General features: G+C 64.6%; 20 protein-coding genes. 11 read left to right on the forward strand and 9 right to left on the reverse strand.

Annotated features, from left to right (window positions below):
- Positions 1–41: 41 nt before the first annotated feature.
- The 4 genes from MB84_RS13025 (at position 42) to MB84_RS13040 (ending at position 5,743) form a co-directional block, all read left to right on the forward strand.
- Positions 42–551, forward strand: coding sequence for a sigma-70 family RNA polymerase sigma factor (locus tag MB84_RS13025; RefSeq protein ID WP_046292083.1), 510 nt, complete (start codon positions 42–44; stop codon positions 549–551).
- Positions 548–1,552, forward strand: coding sequence for a FecR domain-containing protein (locus tag MB84_RS13030; protein ID WP_046292084.1), 1,005 nt, complete (start codon positions 548–550; stop codon positions 1,550–1,552). Before MB84_RS13025 ends, MB84_RS13030 begins: the two co-directional genes overlap by 4 nt.
- Before the next feature lie 253 nt (positions 1,553–1,805).
- The gene (locus MB84_RS13035) at positions 1,806–4,241 is read left to right on the forward strand and encodes a TonB-dependent receptor (RefSeq protein WP_052653640.1); all 2,436 of its coding nucleotides are present in this window, start codon (positions 1,806–1,808) and stop codon (positions 4,239–4,241) included.
- 8 nt (positions 4,242–4,249) lie between these two features.
- Positions 4,250–5,743 (forward strand): enterochelin esterase domain-containing protein, encoded by a 1,494-nt coding sequence (locus tag MB84_RS13040; RefSeq protein WP_052653288.1) that lies wholly within the window; start codon positions 4,250–4,252, stop codon positions 5,741–5,743.
- A gap of 12 nt (positions 5,744–5,755) precedes the next feature.
- Here MB84_RS13040 and MB84_RS13045 read toward each other — a convergent pair whose 3' ends face one another.
- The gene (locus MB84_RS13045; RefSeq protein WP_046292086.1) at positions 5,756–6,226 is read right to left on the reverse strand and encodes a helix-turn-helix domain-containing protein; all 471 of its coding nucleotides are present in this window, start codon (positions 6,224–6,226) and stop codon (positions 5,756–5,758) included.
- Positions 6,227–6,330: 104 nt separating this feature from the next.
- On the opposite strand from MB84_RS13045, the gene MB84_RS13050 reads away from it, so the two are divergent.
- On the forward strand, positions 6,331–6,846 hold the full coding sequence (locus tag MB84_RS13050) for a DUF2938 domain-containing protein (protein WP_046292087.1): 516 nt from the start codon (positions 6,331–6,333) through the stop codon (positions 6,844–6,846).
- Between the two features lie 159 nt (positions 6,847–7,005).
- Positions 7,006–7,791: an FRG domain-containing protein gene (locus MB84_RS13055; RefSeq protein WP_046292088.1), complete on the forward strand. Its 786-nt coding sequence runs from the start codon at positions 7,006–7,008 to the stop codon at positions 7,789–7,791.
- Between the two features lie 36 nt (positions 7,792–7,827).
- Here MB84_RS13055 and MB84_RS13060 read toward each other — a convergent pair whose 3' ends face one another.
- Both MB84_RS13060 and MB84_RS13065 read right to left on the reverse strand, forming a co-directional pair.
- Positions 7,828–9,192 (reverse strand): sensor domain-containing protein, encoded by a 1,365-nt coding sequence (locus MB84_RS13060; protein ID WP_052653290.1) that lies wholly within the window; start codon positions 9,190–9,192, stop codon positions 7,828–7,830.
- 181 nt (positions 9,193–9,373) lie between these two features.
- Positions 9,374–9,622 (reverse strand): hypothetical protein, encoded by a 249-nt coding sequence (locus MB84_RS13065; RefSeq protein ID WP_046292090.1) that lies wholly within the window; start codon positions 9,620–9,622, stop codon positions 9,374–9,376.
- 354 nt (positions 9,623–9,976) lie between these two features.
- Here MB84_RS13065 and MB84_RS13070 point away from each other — a divergent pair, with 354 nt between their 5' ends.
- Both MB84_RS13070 and MB84_RS13075 read left to right on the forward strand, forming a co-directional pair.
- Positions 9,977–11,509: an amidase gene (locus MB84_RS13070; protein ID WP_052653292.1), complete on the forward strand. Its 1,533-nt coding sequence runs from the start codon at positions 9,977–9,979 to the stop codon at positions 11,507–11,509.
- Between the two features lie 58 nt (positions 11,510–11,567).
- Entirely contained in the window at positions 11,568–12,038 is a 471-nt protein-coding gene (locus MB84_RS13075) for a VOC family protein (protein WP_046292091.1), read from the forward strand.
- Positions 12,039–12,049: 11 nt separating this feature from the next.
- On the opposite strand, the gene MB84_RS13080 is transcribed toward MB84_RS13075, so the two are convergent.
- The 3 genes from MB84_RS13080 to MB84_RS13090 form a co-directional block, all read right to left on the reverse strand.
- Positions 12,050–15,007: a VTT domain-containing protein gene (locus MB84_RS13080; RefSeq protein WP_065225785.1), complete on the reverse strand. Its 2,958-nt coding sequence runs from the start codon at positions 15,005–15,007 to the stop codon at positions 12,050–12,052.
- 99 nt (positions 15,008–15,106) lie between these two features.
- Entirely contained in the window at positions 15,107–15,739 is a 633-nt protein-coding gene (locus MB84_RS13085) for a DUF4142 domain-containing protein (RefSeq protein WP_046292092.1), read from the reverse strand.
- Between the two features lie 28 nt (positions 15,740–15,767).
- Positions 15,768–17,174 carry a sigma-54-dependent transcriptional regulator gene (locus MB84_RS13090; RefSeq protein ID WP_052653296.1) on the reverse strand — a complete coding sequence of 469 codons (1,407 nt, stop codon included), beginning with the start codon at positions 17,172–17,174 and terminating at the stop codon, positions 15,768–15,770.
- Positions 17,175–17,342: 168 nt separating this feature from the next.
- Between MB84_RS13090 and MB84_RS13095 the strand changes: the two genes are divergently transcribed.
- Entirely contained in the window at positions 17,343–18,302 is a 960-nt protein-coding gene (locus MB84_RS13095) for a sigma 54-interacting transcriptional regulator (protein WP_046292093.1), read from the forward strand.
- 79 nt (positions 18,303–18,381) lie between these two features.
- Here MB84_RS13095 and MB84_RS13100 read toward each other — a convergent pair whose 3' ends face one another.
- Entirely contained in the window at positions 18,382–19,497 is a 1,116-nt protein-coding gene (locus tag MB84_RS13100) for a BON domain-containing protein (RefSeq protein WP_046292094.1), read from the reverse strand.
- 585 nt (positions 19,498–20,082) lie between these two features.
- Here MB84_RS13100 and dapA point away from each other — a divergent pair.
- A complete protein-coding gene (gene dapA / locus MB84_RS13105; RefSeq protein WP_084009769.1) occupies positions 20,083–21,063 on the forward strand; it encodes a 4-hydroxy-tetrahydrodipicolinate synthase in 981 nt (326 codons plus the stop codon).
- A 33-nt stretch (positions 21,064–21,096) separates the two neighbouring features.
- On the opposite strand, the gene MB84_RS31450 is transcribed toward dapA, so the two are convergent.
- Together MB84_RS31450 and MB84_RS13115 are read right to left on the reverse strand one after the other, a co-directional pair.
- Positions 21,097–22,734, reverse strand: a complete 1,638-nt coding sequence (locus MB84_RS31450) for a methyl-accepting chemotaxis protein (RefSeq protein WP_046292095.1) — start codon at positions 22,732–22,734, stop codon at positions 21,097–21,099.
- A gap of 325 nt (positions 22,735–23,059) precedes the next feature.
- A complete protein-coding gene (locus MB84_RS13115) occupies positions 23,060–23,572 on the reverse strand; it encodes a DMT family transporter (protein ID WP_046292096.1) in 513 nt (170 codons plus the stop codon).
- Between the two features lie 109 nt (positions 23,573–23,681).
- On the opposite strand from MB84_RS13115, the gene MB84_RS13120 reads away from it, so the two are divergent.
- On the forward strand, positions 23,682–24,581 hold the full coding sequence (locus tag MB84_RS13120) for a LysR family transcriptional regulator (RefSeq protein WP_046292097.1): 900 nt from the start codon (positions 23,682–23,684) through the stop codon (positions 24,579–24,581).
- The last annotated feature ends 2 nt before the right edge of the window (positions 24,582–24,583 follow it).

A 24,583-nucleotide genomic window follows, 5' to 3' on the forward strand; every position in this document is an offset into this window, starting at 1 on the left:
GCATCGCCCGTGGAATACGCGTCATGCAAACACGGGGAATCATGGAAAGTTATTTTCAGCGCGAGGTGGGCGCGCTTTACCGCGATCATCACGGCTGGCTGCGCGGCTGGTTACGTAAGAAGCTCGGCAATGCGTTCGACGCCGCCGATCTTGCGCACGACACCTATCTGCGCGTGCTCTGCACCGGACGTGCGCCGCACGTCGAAGATTCCCGCCGTTATCTGGCGCGCATCGCCAACTGTCTGGTGATCGATTTGTTCCGGCGGCGTCACATCGAGACGGCTTATCTCGATACGCTGGCCGCGCTGCCCGAGCCGGTGGCCCCGTCGCCTGAAACACGCGCCCTCGTGCTCGAAGCGCTCGTCGAAATCGATACCCTGCTCTCGCGTCTGCCTGCCAAAGCGCGCACCGCATTTCTGCTGTGCAAGCTCGAAGGGCTGGGTTATCGGGAGATTGCCGCGCAGTTGCAGGTCTCGGTGTCTTCAGTGGAAAAGTACATCGCGCAGGCGTTGCGCGAGTGCTATGCCGTGCAGTTCGGGAGCGACGCATGAGCTTGCCGAGCGCCCCCGTGACGCCCCTCGCACCGGAAGTCGTCGCGCGTGCCAGCCTCTGGCTCGCCCGGCTCTGGTCCGAAGCCGTGACCGCCGAGGACATTGCCGCGTGCGAGCGCTGGCGCGCCGCACATCCCGATCACGAGCGAGCGTGGCAACGTCTGGGCATCATCGGACAGAAGTTCGAAGCGCTCGACAAGCTGCCGCCACGGGTGGCCTTCGACACGCTGACTGCCCGCCCGGCCCCACGCGTGAGCGATGCCGGACGCCGACGCGCGCTACGCGTGCTAGGTGGTGTCATCACGTTGGCGGGCGCGGGTTACACGCTAAGTCGCTCGCCGATGTGGGACACCGTGACGGCGGACTATTCGACTGGCGTCGGCGAAATGCGTCGCGTCATGTTGGCCGATGGCACGCAGTTGTGGCTCGATACGGCTTCGTCGGTCGACGTGCGCTTCTCGCCGGGCGAGCGACGCATCGCGTTGCGACGCGGTCGCATCTGCATCGAGACCGGTCCGTCCAACAACACCCGCGGTGCGCCGCTGATCGTCGCCACCCGGCAAGGCGAGATTCGCGATATCGGCACGCGCTTTACCGTACGCGATGACGGTGCCCACACGCAGGTCGCTGTCTTCGACGGCATCGTGCTTGTGCGTCCCACACACGGCGCGCGCACGCAACGGCTCGACGCCGGGCAGGCGGCGAGCTTCTCGTCCAGCGCCATCGCGCCGTTGGCCGAGTCGAAACCGTTCGACGAAAACGCTGCGGCATGGACGCGCGCGCAACTCATCGTCGAGCGCATTCGCCTCGGCGATCTCGTAGAGACGCTCTCGCACTATCGGCGCGGCGTCCTGCGCTGCGATGCCGCCGTCGCCGACCTGCTGGTGAGCGGCGTGTTCTCGCTCGCCGACACCGACCGGGCGCTGGCGAGTCTGGCCGTCGGCCTGCCCGTCGAGACGGTCTATCGCACGCGGTACTGGGTGAGCGTCAAGGCGCGATAGCGATGGCATGTCACGGCTGACGCCCCGCCTCACAACGGCCTGCTAACTTTTTTCAGTTTTTTTGCAAATCGGTTGAGGGTTTGCCGATCTCGTTCGGAATACCTGTATGCGCCGGTGCGGCATGACCGCACCGGCATCCCTTTCCGAACCTTCTGGCTCTCCAGACCTGACCACCGTGTTTACGAACGTGTTGACTCCCGACGCCGCATTTCTGCGCCCGACGCCGCGCTTGAAGCCCCGCTTGAAACCCCGCTTGAAACCCTCTTCTGCGGCCCTTCGTCCCGCTGTCGCCCTGCTGATCGCCCTCGCAGCCGCAAGCGTTGCCGAGCGTGCCAGCGCTGCACCCGCGTCCACATCCTCCCCCGTCGCGCAAAACGCCGTCGATGCGCACCGCGCGTGGCAGATCTCCCCCGGCACGCTCGACGCCGTGCTCAACCGCTTTGCCAACGCGGCAGGCATCGAGCTGGTCGTCGATGCGTCGCTCACGCGAGGGCGTCAGAGCACCGGCCTGCACGGCGATTACACATTGACGCAGGCGCTGTACCAACTGCTTTCGCCGCATCAGTTGCAGGCGATGCGCAGCAGTCAGGGCGTCTACACGCTGCGCGCCGCCTCGCAAGACACCGGCGCGGCGCTCGCAGGCGATGGCGTGTTGCTGCCGACGACGCACGTCGTTGCACAGGCCGTCGGCCTGCCGGAAGCGTACGACGGCGGACAGGTCGCGCGCGGCGGACGTCTCGGCCTGCTCGGCAACAAGGACTTCATGGATGTGCCATTCAACGTCACGTCCTACACGGCCAAGACGATTCAGGATCAGCAATCGACCACGCTGGCCGACGTGCTCGACAATGACCCGTCGGTCCGCTTCACGACGTCGAGCGGCCACATGTACGAGAACTTCAGCGTCCGCGGCTTTCCGCTGACGGCCGACGAAGTCTCGCTCAACGGCATGTTCGGCCTGTCGCCGTACGGCCACGTGCCGACCGAGTTCATCGAGCGCGTCGAAGTGCTCAAGGGGCCGAATGCGCTACTTAACGGCATGTCGCCGTCGGGCGCAGTCGGCGGCGCGATCAATGTGGTGACGAAGAAGGCCGAAAGCGCGCCGCTCACACGCGTGAGCGCCGACTATCTGTCGGACTCGCAATTCGGCGTGCAGGCCGACATCGGCCGCCGCTTCGGTGACGACGAACAGATCGGCATTCGCTTTAACGGCGCGCTGCGCGACGGCCGCACCACGCTCGACGGTCAGAACAAGCGCCGCGAATTCGGCTCCGTCGCACTGGATCTGAAGACGGACCGCGTCCGTATCGGTCTTGATGCCTACACCGACTCGGAGAAGTACACCGGCGGCAGTCCGTGGATGGCGACCTTCGCCACGAATGTCGTCGCACCGCCCGCATCCGGCACCAACGTGCTGCGCGGCGAGTACGGAAATCTGGAGAGCACCGGCGTACAACTGCGCGGTGAGGTCGATGTGACCGACGCCATCACGGCCTACGCCGGTATCGGCGCACTGAGCTATCGCTACTCCGGCTTCATCACCGGCACGCGCACCGGCCCGATCAAGGCGGACGGCAGCTACACCGGCGCGACGTACTTCCAGCGCGGCTGGACCGATACTCTCTCGCTCGACGCGGGTGTTCGCACGCGTTTTCGCACCGGCCCGCTCAAGCATGAGCTGACGCTCTCGGCCACGTCGCTCGACACGACCAGCGGCAACGTGTTCACGACGAGCGCGAACTACAACTCGAACATCTACGCCCCGGTCAATCCGACCCTGGCGAAGGACCCCGGATCGGCCCCGAAAACCGCCGAATCCACGCTGTCGAGCTTTGCCCTTGCCGACACCGTCTCGATGTTCCAGGACCGCGTGACGCTGGTCGCCGGTTTGCGCAGCCAGCGCGTTCGCGCGGCCGCCTTCTCGGCGACGACCGGCGCGCGCACGTCCAACTACGACGAAAACGCCATCACCCCGGCCTTCGGTCTCGTGCTCAAGCCGTTCGGGCCGAACGTTTCGCTGTACGGCAATTACATCGAAGGCCTGACGCAAGGCGGCATGGTCACCGACGTGAGCGCCGCCAACTACGGACAGGTCTTCGCTCCGTATCGCAGCAAGCAAGCCGAGTTCGGCGTGAAGTGGGACGCGGGCAGCTTCACGAACACGCTCTCGTTCTTCCAGATCACCAAGCCAGGCATGATCAAGGACGTCGCGACCAACACGTACAACCCCGACGGCGAACAACGCAACCGTGGCGTGGAGTGGAACGTCTTTGGCGAATTCACGCCGCGCTGGCGTGTGCTGGGCGGTGTGGCCTACACGCGTGGCGAGCTGACCAGGACGGCGGGCAATCTCTACAACGGCAATACGCCTTACGGCGTGCCGAAGTGGACCGCCAACCTCGGCACCGAATGGGACTTGCCGTGGGTGCCGGGCGTGACGCTCACGGGCCGCATGATCACCACCAGTTCGCAATACGTGAACTCGGCCAACACGCAGCAGATCGGCGGATGGACGCGATATGACGTCGGCGCACGCTATGCCACGCGTGTCTACGGCAAAGCCGTGGTGTTGCGCGCCGCCGTCGAAAACGTGGCCAATCGCATTGCATGGTCGGGCACGTTCAACGACGGTTACGTGATCCAGAACGCGCCGCGCACGTTCAAGCTCTCCGCCAGCGTCGACTTCTGAGATTCGCCATGACATTTCCTAAGATTCGGGCGACGGCGGTCGCCGTTGCGCTCGTTGCGTCCGGTGGCATGACGAGCCTCGCACTGGCAGCCCCCGTCCCCTCCGACGCCGCTTGCGCGAGCGATCCCCACGCACCGCAGTACCGGCTCGGACTCGTCAGCCCGCGTTTGCTCGCATTGAATGCGGCGTTGTGCGCTGGTGGCAATACCGACGCCTTCTGGCAAGACGTCAGTGCGACGGGCACGCCGATGATCGAAGCCGTTGCACCGGGTGCCATCACCGGGGACGAGATGGCCTCGCCGCTCGCACCGCCGCCCGGCAAGGTGTCGCTGATGACCTTCCTCTGGCGCGGCCATCCGCACAACGTGCGCATTCTGGGCGCGCCGTCCGGCGATCACGACGACATGCGTCAACTGGGCAACAGCGACGTCTGGTATCGCAGCTATGTCGTACCCGACAGCACCCGGCTGTCCTACCAGCTCGCGCCGAACGTTCCCGACATCGAAGGCACGCCAATGGCGCGTCGACGGGCGGTCCTGAAGACGTTGCAGGCCGACCCGCTCAACCGCCATCCGTTCACGGTGGAAGGCTTCGACGGCAAGCGCAGCGTGAAGTCGTCGGTCGTCTTGCCCGACGCGCCGCCGCAACCGTGGATCGAACCTCGCGCCGATGTGCCGACGGGTACCCTGCAAGCCGCACGCTTCGCCAGCAAAGTGCTCGGCAATACGCGGGACGTCTACGTCTATCGTCCTGCGGGATATCGTTCGGATGACGCTTCGCGAGGTCTGCTCGTCGTGTTCGACGCGCACGCCTATGTGAACACCGTACCCACGCCGGTGATTCTCGACAACCTGATCGCCGAGGGACGGATTCCGCGAACGGCAGCGCTCATCGTCGGCGTGATCGACGGCAGCACCCGGGGCAAGGAACTGCCGCCGAATCCGACATTCGCGCGGTTCCTTTCCGATGAACTGATGCCGTGGGCCAAAGCACAAGGCGTGTCCGCGTCCGCCGAACATACGGTGGTTGCCGGATCGAGTTACGGCGGACTGGCGTCGGCGTGGGCAGCCCATGAAGCACCGCAGTGGTTCGGCAACGTGCTGTCGCAGTCGGGGTCGTATTGGTGGTCACCGTCACAAGGCAATGCCGACGCGCGCGAATCCGGTTGGTTGATCCGCCAGTACGCCGAAGGCCCGCGTCTGCCGGTGAAGTTCTACCTCGAATCGGGGCTGTTCGAAGACCGGCGCGGACCGACGGGCATCGGCACGTCAGGCCGTCACATGCGCGATGTGTTGCGCGCGAAGGGCTATCGCGTGGCGTACACGTCGACCGCCACCGGACACGACTATCTGAATTGGCGTGGTTCGCTGGCGTGTGGATTAATGGCGCTCATCGGCACACCTGACACGCAACGTGCCTTGCAAGCGCGTCCGGCTGCGCCGGGGAGTCTCGCGGCTGTGTGTTCGATGCCGTCGTTCGGAAACGGTGCCGACGGTCCGTAACCTCAGACGGCTTCAGCCTGCCTTCGCGACCTTGCCTGGCCGGGGCGAGCCCGTCTCCAACGGGGACGCCTTCGCCCCCTTCGTCCCCTTCGTCCCCTTCATGCTGGCAAGCCGCATCAGACGCTGAAACTGCGGGCATGCCAGATGCTCCGTCGCCGGACACTGCGCCGCATGGCGCAAGCCGTCACGCAACGCGCTTAGTTGCCGGATCGTCTTGTCGATATCCTCCGCCTTCGCCTGCAATCGCTCGCGATCGATATTTGCCTTGCCTTGCGGCAACAACATCCCGGCGATGTCGTCAAGCGAGAATCCGGCCGTGCGCCCCAACGCGATGAGCGACAGCGTCTGCAATACCGACGCATCGTATTGCCGTCGCAACCCACGTCGGCCCGTCGCGGCGATCAGCCCCTTCTCTTCGTAAAACCGCAGCGTGGACGGCGGCACACCCGCGCGTGCGACGACGTCGCCAATGTCCAGTGTCATGTCGAGACTCCCGCTTGACTTCAAGTTGACTTGAATTCGTATAGTGCCCTAATCGCTGACTCGCCGTCACGGCGCGGATGCGCTATCGATTCAGGAGATTGACGATGACAACACTCACGCTCGCCGCGCAGGTCCTTGCGATCGGCGTATTCGCCACGCTCGTGATGGACCTCTGGGCCCTGATGCTTCGCCGGGTCCTGGGCATCGCGTCGCTCGACTTCGCGATGGTCGGGCGCTGGCTTGGGCACATGCCCGCCGGTCGCTTCACTCACGCTGGCATCGCCCGTGCGACGCCCGTCACTGGCGAGAAAGCGCTCGGGTGGTTCGCGCATTACGCCATCGGTGTCGGCTTCGCGGCCGCCCTCGTCTGGCTCGCGGGGCCCGCGTGGTTGGATGCGCCGACGTGGCCGCCGGCGCTCGCATTCGGCGTGGCCACCGTCGTGATGCCCTTCTTCGTCATGCAACCCGCGTTCGGGGCCGGCGTTGCCGCCAGCAAGACGCCCAAACCGGCTCAGGCACGCCTGCGCAGTCTGATAACGCACACGGTGTTCGGTCTGGGTTTGTATGCGGGGGCGTGGGCGGCCCGTGGCGCAATGACCATCATCGCCGCCTCGGGCTGAGCGCAAGTCCGAGCGAACGAACGCTTCGCGCTTGAGCTGTCACGGACGCCGTACTATAGTGACCGACGCCATGCCGCACTCGTCGCGCCGTGGCGTCCTCACAAAATCGCATGGCGGCGCCGGGCATCGTGGCACGCCGACTCAAGGATTTCGCCCACTATGGACACCACCGTCGTCGAGAGCTGGAAGGATTTCATGGAACTGTCCTCCCGCTTCGAAGGCTGGGCGTTTCGAGGGCAGCAAGACGCCCGCTGGCATCTGCAAAGCTCGCTGTCCCGCTACCTGCACGCCTACGTGTCGGACAAGGAGCAGTGGCGCAGCCGCGAGGCCCGCGCGATTCGCATCTTCCGTCGCAAGGCGCACAACCACGTGCCCTGGCCCGAACTGCTGCACGACGACCTGCGCTGCCTCGGGCTGATGCAGCACCACGGCGCGCCCACCCGTATGCTCGATTTCACCAAGTCGCCGTTCGTGGCGGCGTTCTTCGCACTGGAACGCGCGACGTCGGACTCCGCCATCTTTGCGCTGAACACGCCCGCGCTGTACGACGACCGCGCGCGCCCGCGCCATGCACCGTGGCTCACGCGCGATACGATCGACCCGCGCGTCAAAGGGAATATGGAGAAGTACTTCCTCGGCAACGACCACGAGGTGGTCTGGTTCGGTGAGCCGGAGGAAATGGATGGCCGCCTGATTGCACAGTCCGGCACCTTCGTCGTGCCGGGGGTGATCGACCGGCCGATGCATCGCATTCTGGACGGCTACGAGAGCGACGAACCGCTGCTGCGCAAGATCGTGCTGCCGGTCGCGCTGCGCGCCGATGCCATGAAGTGGCTCTACCGGATGAATATTACGAACGCGTCGCTGTTTCCGGATCTCGACGGACTCGCGCGCTCGATTGCCGTCGAAATCGAAATGGTCTGGCCGACGCAGACGCTGGGGTAACGGGAGCGGCGCGGCGCAGCGACGCTGCGTGCCTCGTCACATCAACCGTTCGAGAAAACTGGCGCCCCCCGACTTGCGCGCGGCCTTGTTGGCATACATGCGCTGATCGGCCACCCGGATCAACTCACTCATCGACTCGCCGTCGTCCGGAAACACGGCGACGCCCACGCTCACCCGCACCGTCACGCTCGCCTCGTTTACCGAGACCGCCTGTTCGATCTGCGCGCGCAGCCGGTTCACGGCGAAGTCGATGCGCTCGACGATCTCTGCGTCCTGCACGATGGCGACGAACTCGTCGCCCGAATGCCGCGCGACAAATCCGCAGTCCGACACGCCGGCCTTCATGCGGCGTCCGATCTCCTTGAGCAGCAGATCGCCGCTCGAGTGTCCCAGGCTGTCGTTCACGTCCTTGAACCCATCGATATCGGCGAAGAGCAGCGCCAGCTTGCCATTGGTGCGCTGCGCGCGGCGCACCGCTTCGCTGGCGAACTCGCCGAACGTGCGGCGATTCGGCAGTCCGGTCAGTTCGTCGAACCGCGCCGCCTTGTAGAGATCGTCGATGAGCTGCTTGCGCTCGATAGCGAGCGCCGTCTGATCGCAGACGAACGCCAGCAACCGTTGCGCCGCTTCCGCCCGTAACGCCTTCACGGGCCCGTAGATCATGAGCGCACCGACCGCGCGGCGCGCCGTATGCATGGGCAATACGGCCAGCGCGTGCCGAGCAGCTTCCAGGTTATCGTCCAGTGACAATGGCTCGGTGCGAACGTGCATGACGCCCGTTGCAGGATCGCCATCGGGCACCGCCTCGATCAGTTGCCAGAGGGGCTCCTGCGCATTAGTGGCGTGCGTCGAGAGCTTTTCCGCCTGCGTCCAGTCAAGCAGCGGCACGTCCGTGCTGTCGCGGTACTGATATGCCTTGTCCCACACACGCAGGTCCGCGTCGCAGGTCGCAACGACAATGGCGTCGATGGGAAATAGCGTGCCCAGCGTGTCGTGAACGGCCTTGCACAGCGAGCGGATATCGGCGGCATCGTGGGCCGCTTCGGAAATCGAGTAGGTGGCGCGCTGCAAGGCTTCGGCCCGCTTGCGGGCCGAGACGTCGCGGGCGACGCCGATGCGCATACCATGCTCTTCGGACCAACGCGCCGACCACATGATGTGGACGTAATGGCCGTCCTTGTGGATATAACGGTTTTCGAAGCCGATCCGCTGGCGTCCCGCCATAACCAGCTTCGATTCTTCGATGGTCCTGTCGCGGTCTTCCTTCGCCACGAAATCGATCATCGAGCGCCCCATCAACTCTTGCGAGCTATAACCGAGAATAGCTTCGCAGGCCGGACTCACGTACACGAGAGTTCCGGACCGATTGACGAGAAACACTGCGTCCAGCAGCAACTCCATGCAACTTGCCAGGACGTCTTTTGTTACGAATTCCATTTATTTCGAACGGCCATGAAGCGCCCTGCCCGCACAAGGCGATCTCAACATGTGAACATTTCATCACGATGACAACGCAAGACTCGCGATTGCCTTCCTGCGACGGCCGTTGCCAGGACCGACTGGCCGGGTCGACCGATGTCGCTTAAAAAATCAATTGCTTGACCCAACGCGGTGTGACGACGTCCGCCGCGCATTCCGAGCGCACCTTGCTGCATGCCGCCGCGTACTCGGTGCGCAGCAGTTTGATTCTCGCCGCCACGAGGTGACGGAATCCCAACTCCCGGTCGCTGAAGCCCACCCGGTCGACGTATCGCGTGCCGTCCGGTAAAGCGCCTCGAATTTCGTAATAAATTACCCCGTCGCGGGAATACTTCACCACTTTGGCTGTCATCTCATCCCGATTCTTATTCGTTATTGCCCGCCCTTCTTTCCCTCGATATTTTTTTAACTGCCCGGGTTTCGGTGATTGTTACTTGGACTTTTCAAATAAGCAACCGGCAAAACTGACCCGTAGCGCCCGCGCGACGGGGCTTTTCGGGCAACGGAGGTCACCCGCCAGCCCACGATCCGCCACATGTTTTCGACGCGATGACCGCAGAAATACTTAAGATATTTTTATTCTCTTAACTATATCGGAATACGGATTAAATATCCGACGACGAGCAAAGATTCACCACCGATGCCATTCAGCGCTGCGATATAGTAATCGCTCGATGCTTTCGCAGGACATTCAGGAGAACGATTCATGGTGGACCGACGTGATTTTCTTCGAATTTCCGGTCACCTCGCGGGTGCCACCGCGGGTGCCTCACTCCTCGCAGGCACGCCGCTGCGTGCCCATGCGGCGACGGACCCGGCCTACTTCAGCGCGACCGATCTCATCGCACAATTCCGGCGCGGGCGCCTCTCCCCGCTCGACGTCCTCGACGCACAAATCCGCCGCATCGAGGCCTTGGACGGCAAAGTTAACTGCATCACCGTCCGGCATTTCGAAGACGCTCGCGCCGCAGCGCGCGAAGCCGCTGCGCGTTATCGACGGGGCGATCCCCGCCCACTCGAAGGCGTGACCATCGCAGTCAAGGACGAATATGCCGTCAATGGCTGGCGTACGACGATGGGCTCGACCCTGCTCAAGGATGCACCGCCAGCACAGGCCGACGGCCCGGTCGCCGAGCGCCTGCGCGCTGCGGGCGCCATCTTCCACATTCAGACCACCGTGCCCGAGTTCTACGTGTGGATGACGACGGCGACGAAGTTGTGGGGCACCACGCGCAATCCGTGGAATCTCGCTTACACGCCGGGGGGCTCGTCCGGTGGGTCGGCCGCAGCGCTGGCCGCAGGATTCACCACACTCGCGCTCGGTTCCGACATGGGCGGCTCGATCCGTATCCCGGCGTCCCAATGCGGCCTGTACGGCTTCAAGCCTCCGTTTGGCCGTGTGCCGACGAGCGAAGTGCCATATGAGTCCGACGGACCGCTCGCCCGTACGTTCGACGACATGAATCTGCTTACGGACGCAATGGTCGGCCCGCATCCGCTGACTCATAGCTCGCTGCGCCCGCGCCTGCGCTATCCCTCGCGATATGAGAGCGTATCCGGCTGGAAAGTCGCCTACGACCCGGCGACACATCTGACGCCGCTCGACCCAGCCGTCACCCGGGCGATGGAACAGGCCATCGCGACGCTGCGCCGTCTCGGCGCAACCGTCGAGACAGTGGACATCGGGTTCGACGCCGCTGACATGGAGACCTACCTGATCGGCCTGATGTCGTCTAGCATGGGAGGCATGATGACTGAGGCGATGCAGCATCCGGAACAGCTCATGCCTTACACCCGCAGCGTGTTCGAGCGGATGCAGGGCAAGACCGGGCCGCAGGCGCTGGTGGGAACGGAGGAATTGCTCAACGAGTATCAGCGTCGCGTGCAGGAAACCGTGTTCCTCAAGGGCTATCGCGCGCTCATCATGCCGACGCTGGGCACGCCGCTGGTGCCCGCGGAACACGGGCTGGAACCCGGAACCGACACGGTGAAGATCGGCGGCCGGCCAGTCACCGGCCTGAAGTTCGCGATGACGTGGGTATGGAACATGCTGGGTCTGTATCCGGTGGTCTCTGCACCTGCCGCCGTCGGTCCCGGCAACGTGCCGATAGGCATCCAGATCGTGTCCAACACCCTCGACGACCTCACGGCCTTCCAACTGGCGGCGGCGTACTCACGCGCGGCACCGCCGCTCTACACTGGCCGTGGGATGCCCGACTTCCGCAACGAACCGGTGTAGTAACCTGACTCGCCTTCGCCCGCTTCTTTGTGTCGGCGACTCACGACAGGAGACGTTCATGACGAAGCTCGTCACATGTGTATGGTTCAACGGTGAGGCCCGTCAGGCCGCCGAATTCTACGCAGCCACCTTTCCCGACAGTCACGTTCAGGCGCGTCACGTCTCGCCCATTCCTGGCATTGGCGCAGGACAGGAACTAACGGTTGAGTTCACCGTGCTGGGCCAGCCGTTCGTCGGTCTGAATGGCGGCCCGGAGTTCAAGCCGAACGAGGCGATCAGCTTCATGGTCGTCACGAAGGATCAGGAAGAGACCGACCGCTACTGGAACGCCATCATCGGTAACGGTGGTGCCGAATCGGCGTGCGGATGGTGCAAGGACCGCTGGGGATTCTCGTGGCAGATCACGCCGAAGCGGCTGCTCGACCTCATGGCCGATCCCGACGTCCCCAAAGCGCGCCGTGCGATGGAGGCCATGATGACCATGCACAAGATCGATATCGCCACGCTCGATCGCGCCGCAGCGGGCTGAAGCCGGTCCAGCTAGCGGCCGCCCACCACAGCGGCCACGGCTTGCGTCGCTGTCTCGAGGTCGCGGCGCGCACTGGCGCGCTGCGGCACCGGCACAGTAATGCGCAACACCGACACCAACGGCAGATGATCGGAGGCCCGGCGCGCGAGCGGTGTCGCATGGCTGCGCACAGTGCCGAGATGCGCGCGGGGCGACGTCCAGATGCGGTCAAGGGCGAGTATGGGCCAGCGTGACGGGAAGGTCGCCACATGCGGCGCACGCTCGAAAAAACGATGCAGCCATCGCAACGGACGCCCCCACAGGCACCACTCGTTCACATCCCCCACGAGCACCGTTGCCGCCCCCGGCTGATTCGCCAGACATTCCAGCAGGCGTTGCACCTGCTCACGCCGCTCGCCCGGCCGTAAGCCGAGATGCGTTGCGATCACGCGCAATTGCGTCTCCCGCCCGTGTGCGTCTTCCCAGGCAAGCGTTACGTCGATAGCAGCGCGCGGCTCGCGTCCTGCCACGCTCAGATCGATGTGACGCACGGCCACCGGCGTGAAGCGCGTCATGATGGCGTTGCCGTAATCCTGACCGCTGCGCCGGAGTGTCGGTCCCGGAATGAAATGCATGTCGCGCGCGGCGGCTAGCCGGGCTAACGTGCCGACCTCGGTTGCGCTGGCTTCGATTTCCTGCAACGCGACGATGTCCGCGTCGATCTCGTCGAGCACCTGCGCGATGCGGTCCGGCGAGTGAACGCCGTCCGTACCGACACATCCGTGCACGTTGTAGCTCGCCACGCTCATCTCGCGGCTGATGGTTTCAATGCGCGGCGACGAAACTTCATGGAACGCAGGACGCGCCGACTCGTCGTCGCCCGAACGCCGTGACGAACGGCCATCTTCCGACGCCTCACCGCCGATGCCCCGGATACGCCGCCGTAGCGCCACCACGCCCATGCCCGGCAACACGAGCACGGCGACAAGCAGCGCCGCCGTCCAGCCGCTCGGGCGCTGTGCCAGCGCCGCAACCCGGTCGACTAGCGCAGCCGCGATCAGAATGCCCGGCAACATGCCGATGACGGTACCCAGCAGACAATCGCGCAGCCGGATGCGCGACGCGCCCACGACAAGATTCACGAGCGTGAACGGCGCAATGGGCATCAGACGCATCACGACCATCGCCAGCAGTCCGTGATTGCCGATCTGGCGGCTCAATGCGTTCAGCCGCTCACCACCGAAGCGCTGCACCGCGTCGCGCCCCAGCGTTCGGCCGACGCCATACCCGGCCACCGCGCCGAGCGACGTTCCTGCCAGCGCGTACGCCGCGCCCGCGAAAGGCCCGAACACAACCACCGTGACGATAATGAGCACCGTCACCGGCACCATGACCAGCGTGCCCAGCAGGTACACCGCCATGATCACGAGCGGCGCGAGCGGCAGGAGGCGAATGCGCTCGACGACACGCAACACGCGCGGCAGATCGGCCCACTCGCGCAACGGCGTGTAACGCCACGCCAATGCAAGTCCGGCGAGCCCCAGCAAGAGGAGCACGAGCGCGACGATGCGCCCTGCCAGTCGTGGCCGCGCCTCGGTCTCGATAAACGTCCCCATTACGTTCTCGAAATCGATCGGCTCCATCGGGTCAAGCACGACCGCACCGGGCGACGCTGCGTCGTCGGCGTCCTTCAGCGCGGGCGTAAAGGCGGACAGCGTTCGCTCACCGTCGCGATGCAACACATCGATAGCCTCGTGCAGCCCTTTGTCTCGCGACAACGCCGAGGCCATTGCCGCTTCCGACACGCCGAGATGCTCGGCGAGCAGACGGTTACGTGCGCGCGCAATGCCCGCAGCGATCCGTGCGTCGCCATTGGCAGCGACGCACAGATTGCACTCGGTGTCGAGCGCCATCGACCGGTTGTTGAGGTTGGCCGACCCGATCACGAGCAACGCGTCGTCGACCACCATCACTTTGCTGTGGACGTTCACACACGCCGGTGCGATGCCCGGCACCTCAGGACAGTAAAGACGAAAGCGCCCCTGCGGATCCGCCTCGCGCAAGCGCCGGTGGAGCCGGGCACGCAGCACGCCCATGCTTTGTTCCTGCAACCAGCCCGTTTCTGCGCGGCGTGAGACGACGGCGACATCCGGACAGTCGGGCGACGCAAGACGCTCGATCAGCGCGTCGCCGATGCACTTGGCCGTGAAGTACTGGTTCTCGAGATAGAGACGGCGACGTGCGCTCGCAATGGCATCGAGGTAGAGCGACTGGATCTCCTGCACCGCTGGCCTGCCCTCGAACGCCGGTGCCGTGCGCGATATGGCGACGTCGACGTCCGTCAGGTCGGGGGCGACCGATACCGGCCACGGATCGAGCGGTGCGTAAGGGGCGTCGCGCTGGGTGCGCATGCGAAGGTCCACGTGCACGCCCGTCGCGCGATGCCATCGATCTTCGGCGAGTTCCGCGAGCGCGTACGCCGCCTGACCGTCCACCATTGCCTGCACGTCATGAAACGGCGGATAGGCGTGCCCTGACGGATCCTTGCGACCGGGGTCGTCGGGAGCATGTGCCGGGGTATCCCAGCGATTGCGCGTGAGATCGAGGCCGCCCACGAACGCCACCCGCTGGTCGATCACGACGACCTTCTGGTGATGCGACGCCGCCGTCGGATGGCGGCCGTCAAGCCGGAAGCTCAGCCGACGATGCGTCTTCCAGTCGAGCTTGACCGACGGCAGCCACTCGCGCTCCAGCGCGTAGAGCATCGCGAAATCCCAACTGAGACAGTAGATGCGCAGTGTCTTGCGGCGGCGCACAAGCGCGTCGAGGAAGTCACGTAGCCCAGGCGGAAATCCGTCGTCCGGCCCATTAGACGCGAGTTGCATCCGGCTGTCGATGTCCCAACCGAGAATGAACACGGTGTGACGCGCGGCCAGCAGCGCTTCACGCAGCGCGCTGAAGTACTGCTCGCCATCCACCAGCATGCGCATGCGCGCCGCCGGGGCGATTCGCCAGCAGTTCCGCCCTTCGCGCAGCAGTGTCGCGGGGGCTGCCGATGCCGATCTGTCGCTAGAGGTCGCGCCGGGCACTTACTTCCCCATTTCGACCTTGGCGGACACCTCCCGGGCTTCGCTCAGGTGATGACGAAGCGTCGGCAGCGTCTTCGTGGCGAAGGCCTTCAGATCGGGATCCTGCCCCTTCTCCGACTCGGTCTGGAAGAGGGTGACGGCCTTCTCATGAGCTTCCGGACCGGCGAGCGCCATGTAGGCCACATCGAACTCGCGCCCCTTCTTGTTCTTGAGCGCTTCGATATCCGGATCGACGGCGGCGTCGTTCGGAACACTCACGCCCTTTTTCGCGCCCAACTGCCGCAACGCTTCGTTCGCCTTGCTGTGATCCGTCACCATTTGCTGGGCGAAGCGCTTGACGGCGGGATTGTTGGAGCGTTGCACCGCCACCTGACTCGCCTGCACTTCGGCCTTGCCTGCCTTTTGGGCCTTGTCGACGAATTCGACGTCGATGCCCGCGCCGGGTTGTGCCGCGCGCGTGGGCTTCGGCGCCGCTTGGGTCACCTCGACCCCAGCAGTGGGCGACGCCTGATCGGTGCCACCACCCTGCCCCGGTTCGCCCTTCGGCAGTTCCTGCGCAATGGCGAACGGGCTCGCCATGAGCGCAGCGCTCAGCACCCAAGCGCTATGCACTTTCGTAATTCGTGAATACATATGCCCTCCCGGCATGGTTGTGAGATGTCTATGCCTGCATTTGCGCGAGCCGCGCGTACAGCGTTTTCAGACTGATGCCGAGCTGTCTCGCCGCCTGTGCCTTGACACCGCCGCATTGCGAAAGCGCGCCGAGAATGACCTGACGGTCGAGGTCGGCCAGCGGCGCGTCGAGCGCGATGGTCGTGCGGTCGTCGCGCACCGGAAAACGGGCGAGTTCGTCGAAGATCGGCGGCGGCAGAGCATCGATCACGGACGTCGCACTCAGAATGCGAACGCGTTGAACGAAGTTGCGCAACTCACGCACATTGCCCGGCCAGTCGTGCCGTCGCAACGCTGTCAGTACATGGGGCGCGAATCGCATTGCGCGGCCATCGCGCGCATTGGCCTCATCGAGCATCGTTTGCGCGAGCAACGTCACGTCGTCTTCACGCTCGCGCAACGGCGGCATGGTGACGGGAAAGACGTTCAACCGATGGTAGAGGTCCGGGCGCAGCTTGCCCGCGCGCATGGCAGCTTCGGGCGACACATTCGTGGCGGCGACGATGCGTACGTCCACCGCAATTTCCTCCGTGCCCCCCAGGCGCATGAGCCTGCCAGTCTCCAGTACGCGCAACAGATTGACTTGCGACGCGAGCGGCATCTCGGCGACTTCGTCCAGAAACAGCGTGCCGCCGTGCGCGCGTTCGAAGAAGCCGCGATGTCGGCGCTCGGCCCCCGTGAAGCTGCCACGGTCGTGACCGAACACCTCACTCTCGACGAGGTTCGGTGCGATTGCACCGCAGTTCACGGCAAGGAAGGGCCCCTCCCGGCGCTCGCTGAGATCGTGCACTGCGCGCGCCGCCAGCTCCTTACCGGTGCCGGATTCCCCGGTGAGCAGCACGGCGGCATCGGTAGGTGCAACGCGTGAGAGCGCATCGAAGACACGCTGCATCGCGGCGGACTTGCCGAGCAATGCGGCGAATGCTTCGGTGGTCGACGCACCGACGTCCGAAGCCGCCGCAGCGCCAAGGAATGCCTCGTTTGCAACGACATTCTCCGACGCCTTCGCGATCCACTCGCCCGCGCGCTGCCGGTCCCCCGGCAGCACGAGATAGTCGCTCGCGCCCCGACGCAGCGCCTGCACGGCGCTCTCCCAGCCAGGACGCGCCGTGCACATCACCACGTCGAGATCGCGGCGATTCGCCCAGCCGTCGAGCACGTCGAAGCCGGAGCCGTCCGGCATGTCGACATCGGTCATCACGAGCGAAGGCGGCGCAAGCGAAAGACGCGCATCGGCCTCGGCCAACGTACCGGCCCACGCGGGCGGCGGAAACGTCGGCGGGCAGACGGCATGACACAGGGCGGACAACGCATCGCGCGTCGCCGTATCCGCGCCGACCAACAAAATGGGCGACCGCTCGGCAGCATGGCGTGACGCGTCAGAAAAGACTGACATGAACTCCTCCGGGGTACCGCAGATGCTCTGTTCGACTACGTAATCTGCGACGCCGTTCGGCGCGACGTCATCGAAACTTCCTATGCCATACGCGCATCGGCTACAAAATTTCAATGTCGAATTTCGGATCGAACGGGATATTCATGGCGCACTTCGCGTCACAGCGGCATGAAACGTCAGTCCGGCACTCCTGACATACCCGACACTTCGCTGCTCGGCAACTCGACAGCGATTCGTACGTTGCGCGCGCAGATCGAGCGGGTGGCGCGAACGTCTGTCAGTGTCCTGATACTCGGCGAGAGTGGCAGCGGCAAGGAGCTTGCCGCACGCGCATTGCACGCCGCGAGCGATCGTCGTCGCGCGCCGTTCGTTGCCGTCCCCTGCGGGGCGATGCCTGCGGAACTTGCCGAATCGCAGTGGTTCGGGCATGAGCGCGGCAGCTTCACGGGGGCTGTCGATCAGCATCGCGGATACTTCGAAGCGGCGCATGGCGGCACGTTATTCCTCGACGAAATCGGCGATATGTCGCCCGCTATGCAGGTGAAGCTCCTGCGCGCGCTCGAATCCGGCACGCTGTGCCGCGTCGGCGGAAGTCAGCCGGTGCCTGTGAACGTTCGCGTGATTGCGGCGACGCGTCACAACGTTACCGAGGCGCTGCGCAGCGGCGCGTTGCGCGAAGACCTGCTTTACCGGCTCGCCGCGTTCGTGTTGCACGTGCCCGCGCTGCGCCATCGCGACGGGGACATCGCAACGCTCGCGCACGCCCATGTCGACGCACTCAATGCGAGGGCGCGAACATCGAAACGTCTGTCGGCTCCATCGATGCGTGCGCTCGGCGCGCACGTCTGGCCGGGTAACGTGCGCGAACTGCATCACGTGATCGAGCGCGCGTTCATTCTTTCCGACGACGTGCTGCATGTGACAACCGATACGGTGACACCCGCCGATCCCGTCGTCCATGACGGCACGCTGGAATTGCCGCGCGTCATTACGCTGGCCGACGCACAACATCACTTCATCGCGGCGTCGCTGGCCCATCACGAGAACGACAAGCCACGCACCGCACGCTCGCTGGGTGTCAGCCTGAAAACGCTCTACAACCGGCTGACGACATCCACCGGGCACTGATCGCGGCGACGTCCGCAAGTCGCGATGAAGTGGCGGCCGCTCCCCGTGTGCGCATACTGCGCGGCGGCCGCGATCCTTCTTAGTGGCGCTTGCCTGCGTCGCTGCCCGTGCCGGACGTCCCCGACGATGAGCCGGTCGAGCCTGCTGCGCTCGACGTTGTGTGCGCGCCGGGCGTGCCGACCGTACCTGTCTGCCCCGACGTCCGTTGGGACGCCGAGGTGCCCGAGCCGGTGCCACCCTGTGGCTGGTCGGCGTGCGACGACTGCGTACGAATGCGGTTTTCGACGTCCTGCACACCGAAGCACTGCTCTGCGCAGTCTTCGATGGCGTGCTTCATCCAACGCTCCGGCACGCTACCCTGCAAATCGACGCGACCATCCTTTACCTGCACGCTGACGTCATGGACCTCCAGCTCGTGCGCCATGCAAAGGCGTTCGCAGACGTCCTCACGAATGCGTTCGTCCGAGCGGCTGTAGCCCTTCGGACCTTGACGATCACGCATGGCCATCGACGCGCCGCCCTGACCGCCCTGACCACCCTGACCGCCTTGGCTTCCGTAGTTGCCGTAGCCCCGCTGCTGCGCCTGCGATTCCCAGCCTTGCGGCCCGCGCTGCATCGACGGCCCGCCGTAGCTCTGACGACGTCCGCCGCCCTGCGACACACGGCTGCCGTAATCGCGGTCATAGTCGCGCCCGTAATCCCGACCATAGTCACGGCCATAGTGGGTGCTGAAGTCGCCACCGTAGTCGCCGCCGTATTCGCCCATGAAAGCGTCCTCGTAATCTCGACCGTAGTCCCGACCGTAGCTGCGTCCATAGCCGCGCTCGCCGCCCGAACCACTGCGTGCCCCGTAGGCATCGCGGTTTTGCCCGCCTTGCGAACGGCCGTAGGTGTCGCGAGTGTCGCCATAGCGCGGATAGCCGCTATTGCCGCTGTTGCCGTAGCGTTGGTTCCGCTCATTGCGCGGATCGTCGACGCGCGCACGGCCTGCTTCGCTCCAGTCGGCTTGCCACTCCCCTCGTTCTCCCCGTTCGCCACGCTCGCGCGAAGACTGCGTCCCGTACTCGTCTTCCTGGTCGTACGCGGAGAAGTCGCGCTGCATGGCATCCTCGTCGAAATCGCGGCGGTATTGGCTGCGCTGTCCGCCACCTTGCAATTGCCGCTCGTTATCGCGCGGTGCGTATCGTCGTTGCATGATGATTCTCCAGATGAGCAGCACCGGCGGCCCGGAAGCGACGGCTCCCGTTCAACCGATCCGGCACCGGACAAATCGTTGTGCAAGTCGCATGCCATGCGGTGGACGCATATAGGACGTTTGCGAGGCCTGGCCGGGTGGACGACCGCCGAGGCTTTTTTTCCATTTGTGGCAAGTTCGTCCTGTCTGAGAACGTGCGGGCATCGCCGTGATGTTTCGCGTCGACGTGCGTGACAGGCTTGACGTTACCCGCGCATTGCGTATAGAGTCTCCGCATGACGAATTCCGCCCTCCTCCGCTCGCAGACGCTGCGCGTTGTCCTTTCGGGACAACGGGGTGCGTTCGTCAAAAGCAAAAAACAGTCGCTCAACTGACCGGAGCGTGCTGTTCCGTCAGTTGAGCGACGGAATAGCCACGTGGACCGGCAGTCCCGCCCAGCGCCCAGTGCGCGCCTGCAATACCGCACCGCCCCGCATCACCGGCCAATCTGCCCCGAACGCCACGCGTCAAATCTTGCGTCGCCCTGCTGAACGGATTCCGTACAAGGTCACCACACGTTCATCGCATTCGTACCAGGGAGACACCATGCAAGACACGCAATTGCCCATCGCCGCCGCCCAGCCGACCTCGCTTCACGCGTCGTCCAGCTTTCGCGGGATCTGGCTGCCGCTCATCACGCCCTTCAAGCGCGAAGGCGCACACACGCCGGTCGATCACACCGCACTGCGGCGGCTCGTGGCGCACTATCGTCATTCGGAGATTGCCGGATTCGTGATCTGTGGCACGACCGGTGAAGCGGCCGCCTTGGAAGACGACGAACAAATTGCCGTGCTCGAGACCGTGTTGGCAGAGAGCAATGGGTTGCCGGTCATCGCAGGTCTCGCGGGGAATCGTCTCGGGCATACGCTCGCGCGCATGGACGCCCTTAACGCACTGCCGCTCGCCGGTGTGCTGACGCCCGCGCCGTATTACATCCGTCCATCGCAGGCGGGGCTCGTCGACTGGTTCCACGCGCTCGCCGACCGCTCGGCAGCGCCACTCGTGCTCTACGACATTCCGTATCGCACAGGGTCCACGCTGACGTTAGAGACACTGCTCACGCTGGCCGCTCACGCCAATATTCGCGGTATCAAGGATTGCGGCGGCAACGCGCACACGACACAGGCGCTGATCGCCGATGGGCGTCTGTCCGTCCTCGCGGGCGAAGACCATCAACTGCTGTCGACGCTGACAATGGGCGGCCATGGCGCGATCATTGCATCGTCGCACTGCCGTCCAGCCCATTTCGCGGCGCTCTATCGTGCGGTACGCGCACAGCAACTCGACGTCGCGCGCGTGCTTTTTCATGCACTCACGCCGGTCGTGAAGTTGTTGTTTGCCGAAGCGAACCCCGGCCCGGTGAAGGCGTGGCTCGCGCGCGAAGGCTTGCTGGAAGACGTGCTGCGCGCACCAATGACGAGTGCGTCACCGGCGCTCGCGCAGCAGTTGGTGGATGCGGTCGCCGCCATCGACACGACATTCGGTGCGAAGGCAGCACAAGGGACGTCGGTCGCCGACGCCGCCTGATCGTCCAACGCACCGATGGCAGTGCGCGCGTCGTCAGGCGACGACGCGCAAATGCCTGTCGTCGGGGGCGGCGAGCCTCGGTGTCATGGACACCGGATGATGTGCAAAGTCACCGTGCGCGCCGACACCGCTGTCCACGCGGAACTTCGACGTCTCGCTCACGAGGTCGGCGGCCTGTTGTCGCATATGCTCGGCCGCCGCCGCAGCTTCTTCGACGAGCGCGGCGTTCTGTTGCGTGACCTGATCCATCTGTGCGACGGCCTGATTGACCTGTTCGATGCCGCGTGCCTGCTCGTCGCTCGCCGCTGCGATTTCGGTGATGAGTTCACTCACGCGACGCACGGACACGACGATCTGATCCATGGTACGACCGGCGACTTCCACGCGCGACGAGCCGTCCTGCACCTGCTGAACAGACGCCGCGATCAGCTCCCGAATGTCCTTGGCAGTGCCTGCCGAGCGCTGCGCCAGCGTGCGCACTTCACCCGCCACGACAGCGAACCCACGGCCTTGCTCGCCCGCGCGCGCGGCTTCCACGGCGGCATTGAGTGCAAGAATGTTGGTCTGGAAAGCAATGCCTTCGATGGCGGTGATCATCTCGCTCATACGTGCCGAGGCGCTGGCCATCGCCTGCATCGTCTCTACGACGGCACGCACACTGTGCGCCCGGGCATCGGCCACGCCCGACGCCTCTTGCGACAGACGCTTCGCCTCGACGGCGTGCTCGACGTTCTGACGCACGGTCGACGTCAGTTCCTCCATCGACGCCGCCGTCTCCTCAAGCGACGCGGCTTGCTCTTCCGTGCGCTGCGACAGATCCGTGTTGCCCTGCGCGATCTCACGCGCGGCGGTATCGATAGCGCCCGATGCACCCTGAATGTTGCGCACCAGATGGCTCAGTTGTGCGATGGCCGTGTCGAGCGCATTGGCCATCTCGCCGATTTCATCGCGGCTTTCCACGTGCACGCGATGCGTCAGATCGCCGTTGGCGAGTGCTGAAGCGCCGTCGGAGACGGCGCGCACCGGACGCGTCACCGAACGCGCAATCGCCACTCCCGCCACCACGGACAACGTCACCGACAGCAACAACGTCGCGAACAACCACACGCGAGCGGACAGATACGCGTCGTTCGCATCGGCGGCTTCCTTCGCGCTCACGGCCTTGCCGACGCCCATCAGGTCGTCGAGCGGCGAGAAGAACGCCACTTGGGCCTTCTGGAGACTGCCCAGCAGCTGCGCCTTGGCACCGGCGTAGTCGCCGTTATGCACGAGTGTTCTGAACACATCGAGTTGCTTGCCGTACTCCGTGCTGGCCTGCGTGAGCGTCTGATAGAGCGCCTTACCCTTCTCCGTGTAGAACATCGTCGCCATGCCGTCGATGCCCTTCTTGTTCGCCTGAAGCAACTCGTCGATCTTCGCCAGACGCGTATCGAGCTGCGAAGCGTCTTCGGACATCGCGATGTCGCGCAGCAGCACGGCCACATGGGCGGCGCGATCCTTCAGGTTATGGAACTCGAGAATCTTGTTGTTCAGGTCGGACACGATGAGCTGCGTGTTCGCGTCCATCGTCGCCATCTTCGTCACGGCGACGACCGCCACGACCAACAGCATGAGAACGTTGAGGGAAAATGCGGCGGCGAGCCGTTTGCTGATACTCAGATTCTTGAACATCGGTGGTTGCGCGATTGGTCCTGGGGGTCTTGGTTTCGCCCCGCCGCCAGCATGCGCGGCAGGTCACTGTCTCTCTCCGTACCGCTTTCGGTACCTCTGACGAGACTTAACGAGTGCTTTTGACGAAACTTGAGCCTTGCTGCGACAAATTCGCGCGATGCCCCGCAAACGCCCGCCAGGCATGGCGCTCCACCGGTGGAAACATGCATCGAAATGGGATTCCGACCACGCTGATTGCGTATGCGCCAGATATATCAAGCCCCCTGATTACATCGATGTTGAACGCAATGCCGAACGGGTGACGACGATGCGATGGCGTTTCCCCTCACGAGACGACGGACTTCGCAGCGACTGTCCCGACCGATGCGGGGCGTGTTCCCCACTGCACGACGACCATGCCCAGGACAATGAGCGCCACTCCGGCAATACGCGCGAGATTGACGGGCTTGGCGGCGAGTCCCATCAGTCCGAAGTGATCGATGATCAGCGACGCGACGACCTGCCCTGCCACCACACAGACGATGAAGTTCGCCGCCCCCAGACGCGGCGTGAGCACCAGCGCCGCTGTGATGTAAGCCACGCCCGCAACGCCGCCGATCCACAGCCACCACGGCCCGCGCGCGGCCGCGCCGATGTCCGGCACTCCCGCGCGCATTCCGATCAGCACGGGCAGCACAACGATGAGACTCACGAGCAACGACGCCACCGTGGCCCACAGAGGATGACCCAGAGCGCGCCCGAGCGCCGCGTTACTGCCTGCCTGAAATGGAACGACGGCCCCGGCCAGCATGGCGATGACGAGCGGCAACAGGACTGTCGCGGAGATTTGGGGTGTCATTGACGCATTCATAGGGTGACCTCTCTGTTCGTAAATATCGCTTGCCTTCAGCATGAATCATCCATTTCAATAATGGAAATTCGAATTCGTCACATAAACTATTCGTCATATGGATGATCTGCGTCGAATCGACCTCAATCTGTTGCTGACGCTGCATGCCTTGCTCGCGGAGCGCCATGTGTCGCGTGCCGCGCTGCGGCTGCATCGCAGCCAGCCCGCAGTGAGCCATGCGCTCGCGCAACTGCGCGGCATCTTCGACGACCCGCTGCTGGTGCGGCGCGACGGCAGCCTCGCTCTGACGTCGCGTGCGCAGGAACTGCAACGTCCGCTCGAAGACGCTCTCGATCAGTTGCAAGGGTTGCTGCACGCACCGGCGTTCGATCCCCGCCGGGCGAAGCGGACCTTTCGTATTGCGCTGTCGGATTACGGCTCGCGCGTCTCGCTGCCCAAGCTCACGCGACGCGTGCGAGAGCTAGCCCCCGGCATCGACCTTGCGGCCACGCAAGCGAGCCGCGAAGCGATGCTCACCCAGCTCCTCGACGGTGAAATCGATCTGGCGTTGGGGGTGTTTCACGAATTTCCGGGGGAATTGGAGACGCAGACGCTGTTCGAGGAAACGTTCGTCTGTCTGGCGGATCGCACCACGCTGCCTGCGCGCGGCGGTCTGACGATGGCGGCATGGCTGGCGCGCCCGCATGTGCTGGTCGCGATGCGTCCGGGGGCGGATAACGAGATCGATCAGGCGCTGGTGGAGTTGGGACACACGCGGCACGTGGCCGTCACGCTGCCCCACTGGAGCATCGCCCCGGAGTTGGTTGCGGGGACGGATTTGATTCTGACGGTCGCGCAAACGGCCGTCGCGCATCTGCGTCACGACCGGCAGTTGCGACGCTTCGCCGCGCCGTTTGCGATCCCGCCGTTCCTGTTTCAGGCCGTATGGCACGCGCGACGCGACGTCGACCCCGCGCACCGATGGTTACGTGAGCAGATTGCGGACATCTGCCGCTAAAA

It is taken from the genome of Pandoraea oxalativorans, assembly GCF_000972785.3.
GTDB lineage: Bacteria > Pseudomonadota > Gammaproteobacteria > Burkholderiales > Burkholderiaceae > Pandoraea > Pandoraea oxalativorans.

Bases quoted from the DNA above. Each gene is read 5' to 3' on its own strand.
- MB84_RS13085 (WP_046292092.1), bottom strand. From the start codon at position 15,739: ATGTATTCACGAATTACGAAAGTGCATAGCGCTTGGGTGCTGAGCGCT.
- dapA (WP_084009769.1), top strand. From the start codon at position 20,083: ATGCAAGACACGCAATTGCCCATCGCCGCCGCCCAGCCGACCTCGCTT.
- MB84_RS13100 (WP_046292094.1), bottom strand. From the start codon at position 19,497: ATGCAACGACGATACGCACCGCGCGATAACGAGCGGCAATTGCAAGGT.
- MB84_RS13080 (WP_065225785.1), bottom strand. From the start codon at position 15,007: ATGCGCATGCTGGTGGATGGCGAGCAGTACTTCAGCGCGCTGCGTGAA.
- MB84_RS13070 (WP_052653292.1), top strand. From the start codon at position 9,977: ATGGTGGACCGACGTGATTTTCTTCGAATTTCCGGTCACCTCGCGGGT.
- MB84_RS13030 (WP_046292084.1), top strand. From the start codon at position 548: ATGAGCTTGCCGAGCGCCCCCGTGACGCCCCTCGCACCGGAAGTCGTC.
- MB84_RS13040 (WP_052653288.1), top strand. From the start codon at position 4,250: ATGACATTTCCTAAGATTCGGGCGACGGCGGTCGCCGTTGCGCTCGTT.
- MB84_RS13025 (WP_046292083.1), top strand. From the start codon at position 42: ATGGAAAGTTATTTTCAGCGCGAGGTGGGCGCGCTTTACCGCGATCAT.
- MB84_RS31450 (WP_046292095.1), bottom strand. From the start codon at position 22,734: ATGTTCAAGAATCTGAGTATCAGCAAACGGCTCGCCGCCGCATTTTCC.
- MB84_RS13055 (WP_046292088.1), top strand. From the start codon at position 7,006: ATGGACACCACCGTCGTCGAGAGCTGGAAGGATTTCATGGAACTGTCC.
- MB84_RS13090 (WP_052653296.1), bottom strand. From the start codon at position 17,174: ATGTCAGTCTTTTCTGACGCGTCACGCCATGCTGCCGAGCGGTCGCCC.
- MB84_RS13050 (WP_046292087.1), top strand. From the start codon at position 6,331: ATGACAACACTCACGCTCGCCGCGCAGGTCCTTGCGATCGGCGTATTC.
- MB84_RS13075 (WP_046292091.1), top strand. From the start codon at position 11,568: ATGACGAAGCTCGTCACATGTGTATGGTTCAACGGTGAGGCCCGTCAG.
- MB84_RS13045 (WP_046292086.1), bottom strand. From the start codon at position 6,226: ATGACACTGGACATTGGCGACGTCGTCGCACGCGCGGGTGTGCCGCCG.
- MB84_RS13095 (WP_046292093.1), top strand. From the start codon at position 17,343: ATGAAACGTCAGTCCGGCACTCCTGACATACCCGACACTTCGCTGCTC.
- MB84_RS13120 (WP_046292097.1), top strand. From the start codon at position 23,682: ATGGATGATCTGCGTCGAATCGACCTCAATCTGTTGCTGACGCTGCAT.
- MB84_RS13115 (WP_046292096.1), bottom strand. From the start codon at position 23,572: ATGACACCCCAAATCTCCGCGACAGTCCTGTTGCCGCTCGTCATCGCC.
- MB84_RS13065 (WP_046292090.1), bottom strand. From the start codon at position 9,622: ATGACAGCCAAAGTGGTGAAGTATTCCCGCGACGGGGTAATTTATTAC.
- MB84_RS13060 (WP_052653290.1), bottom strand. From the start codon at position 9,192: ATGGAGTTGCTGCTGGACGCAGTGTTTCTCGTCAATCGGTCCGGAACT.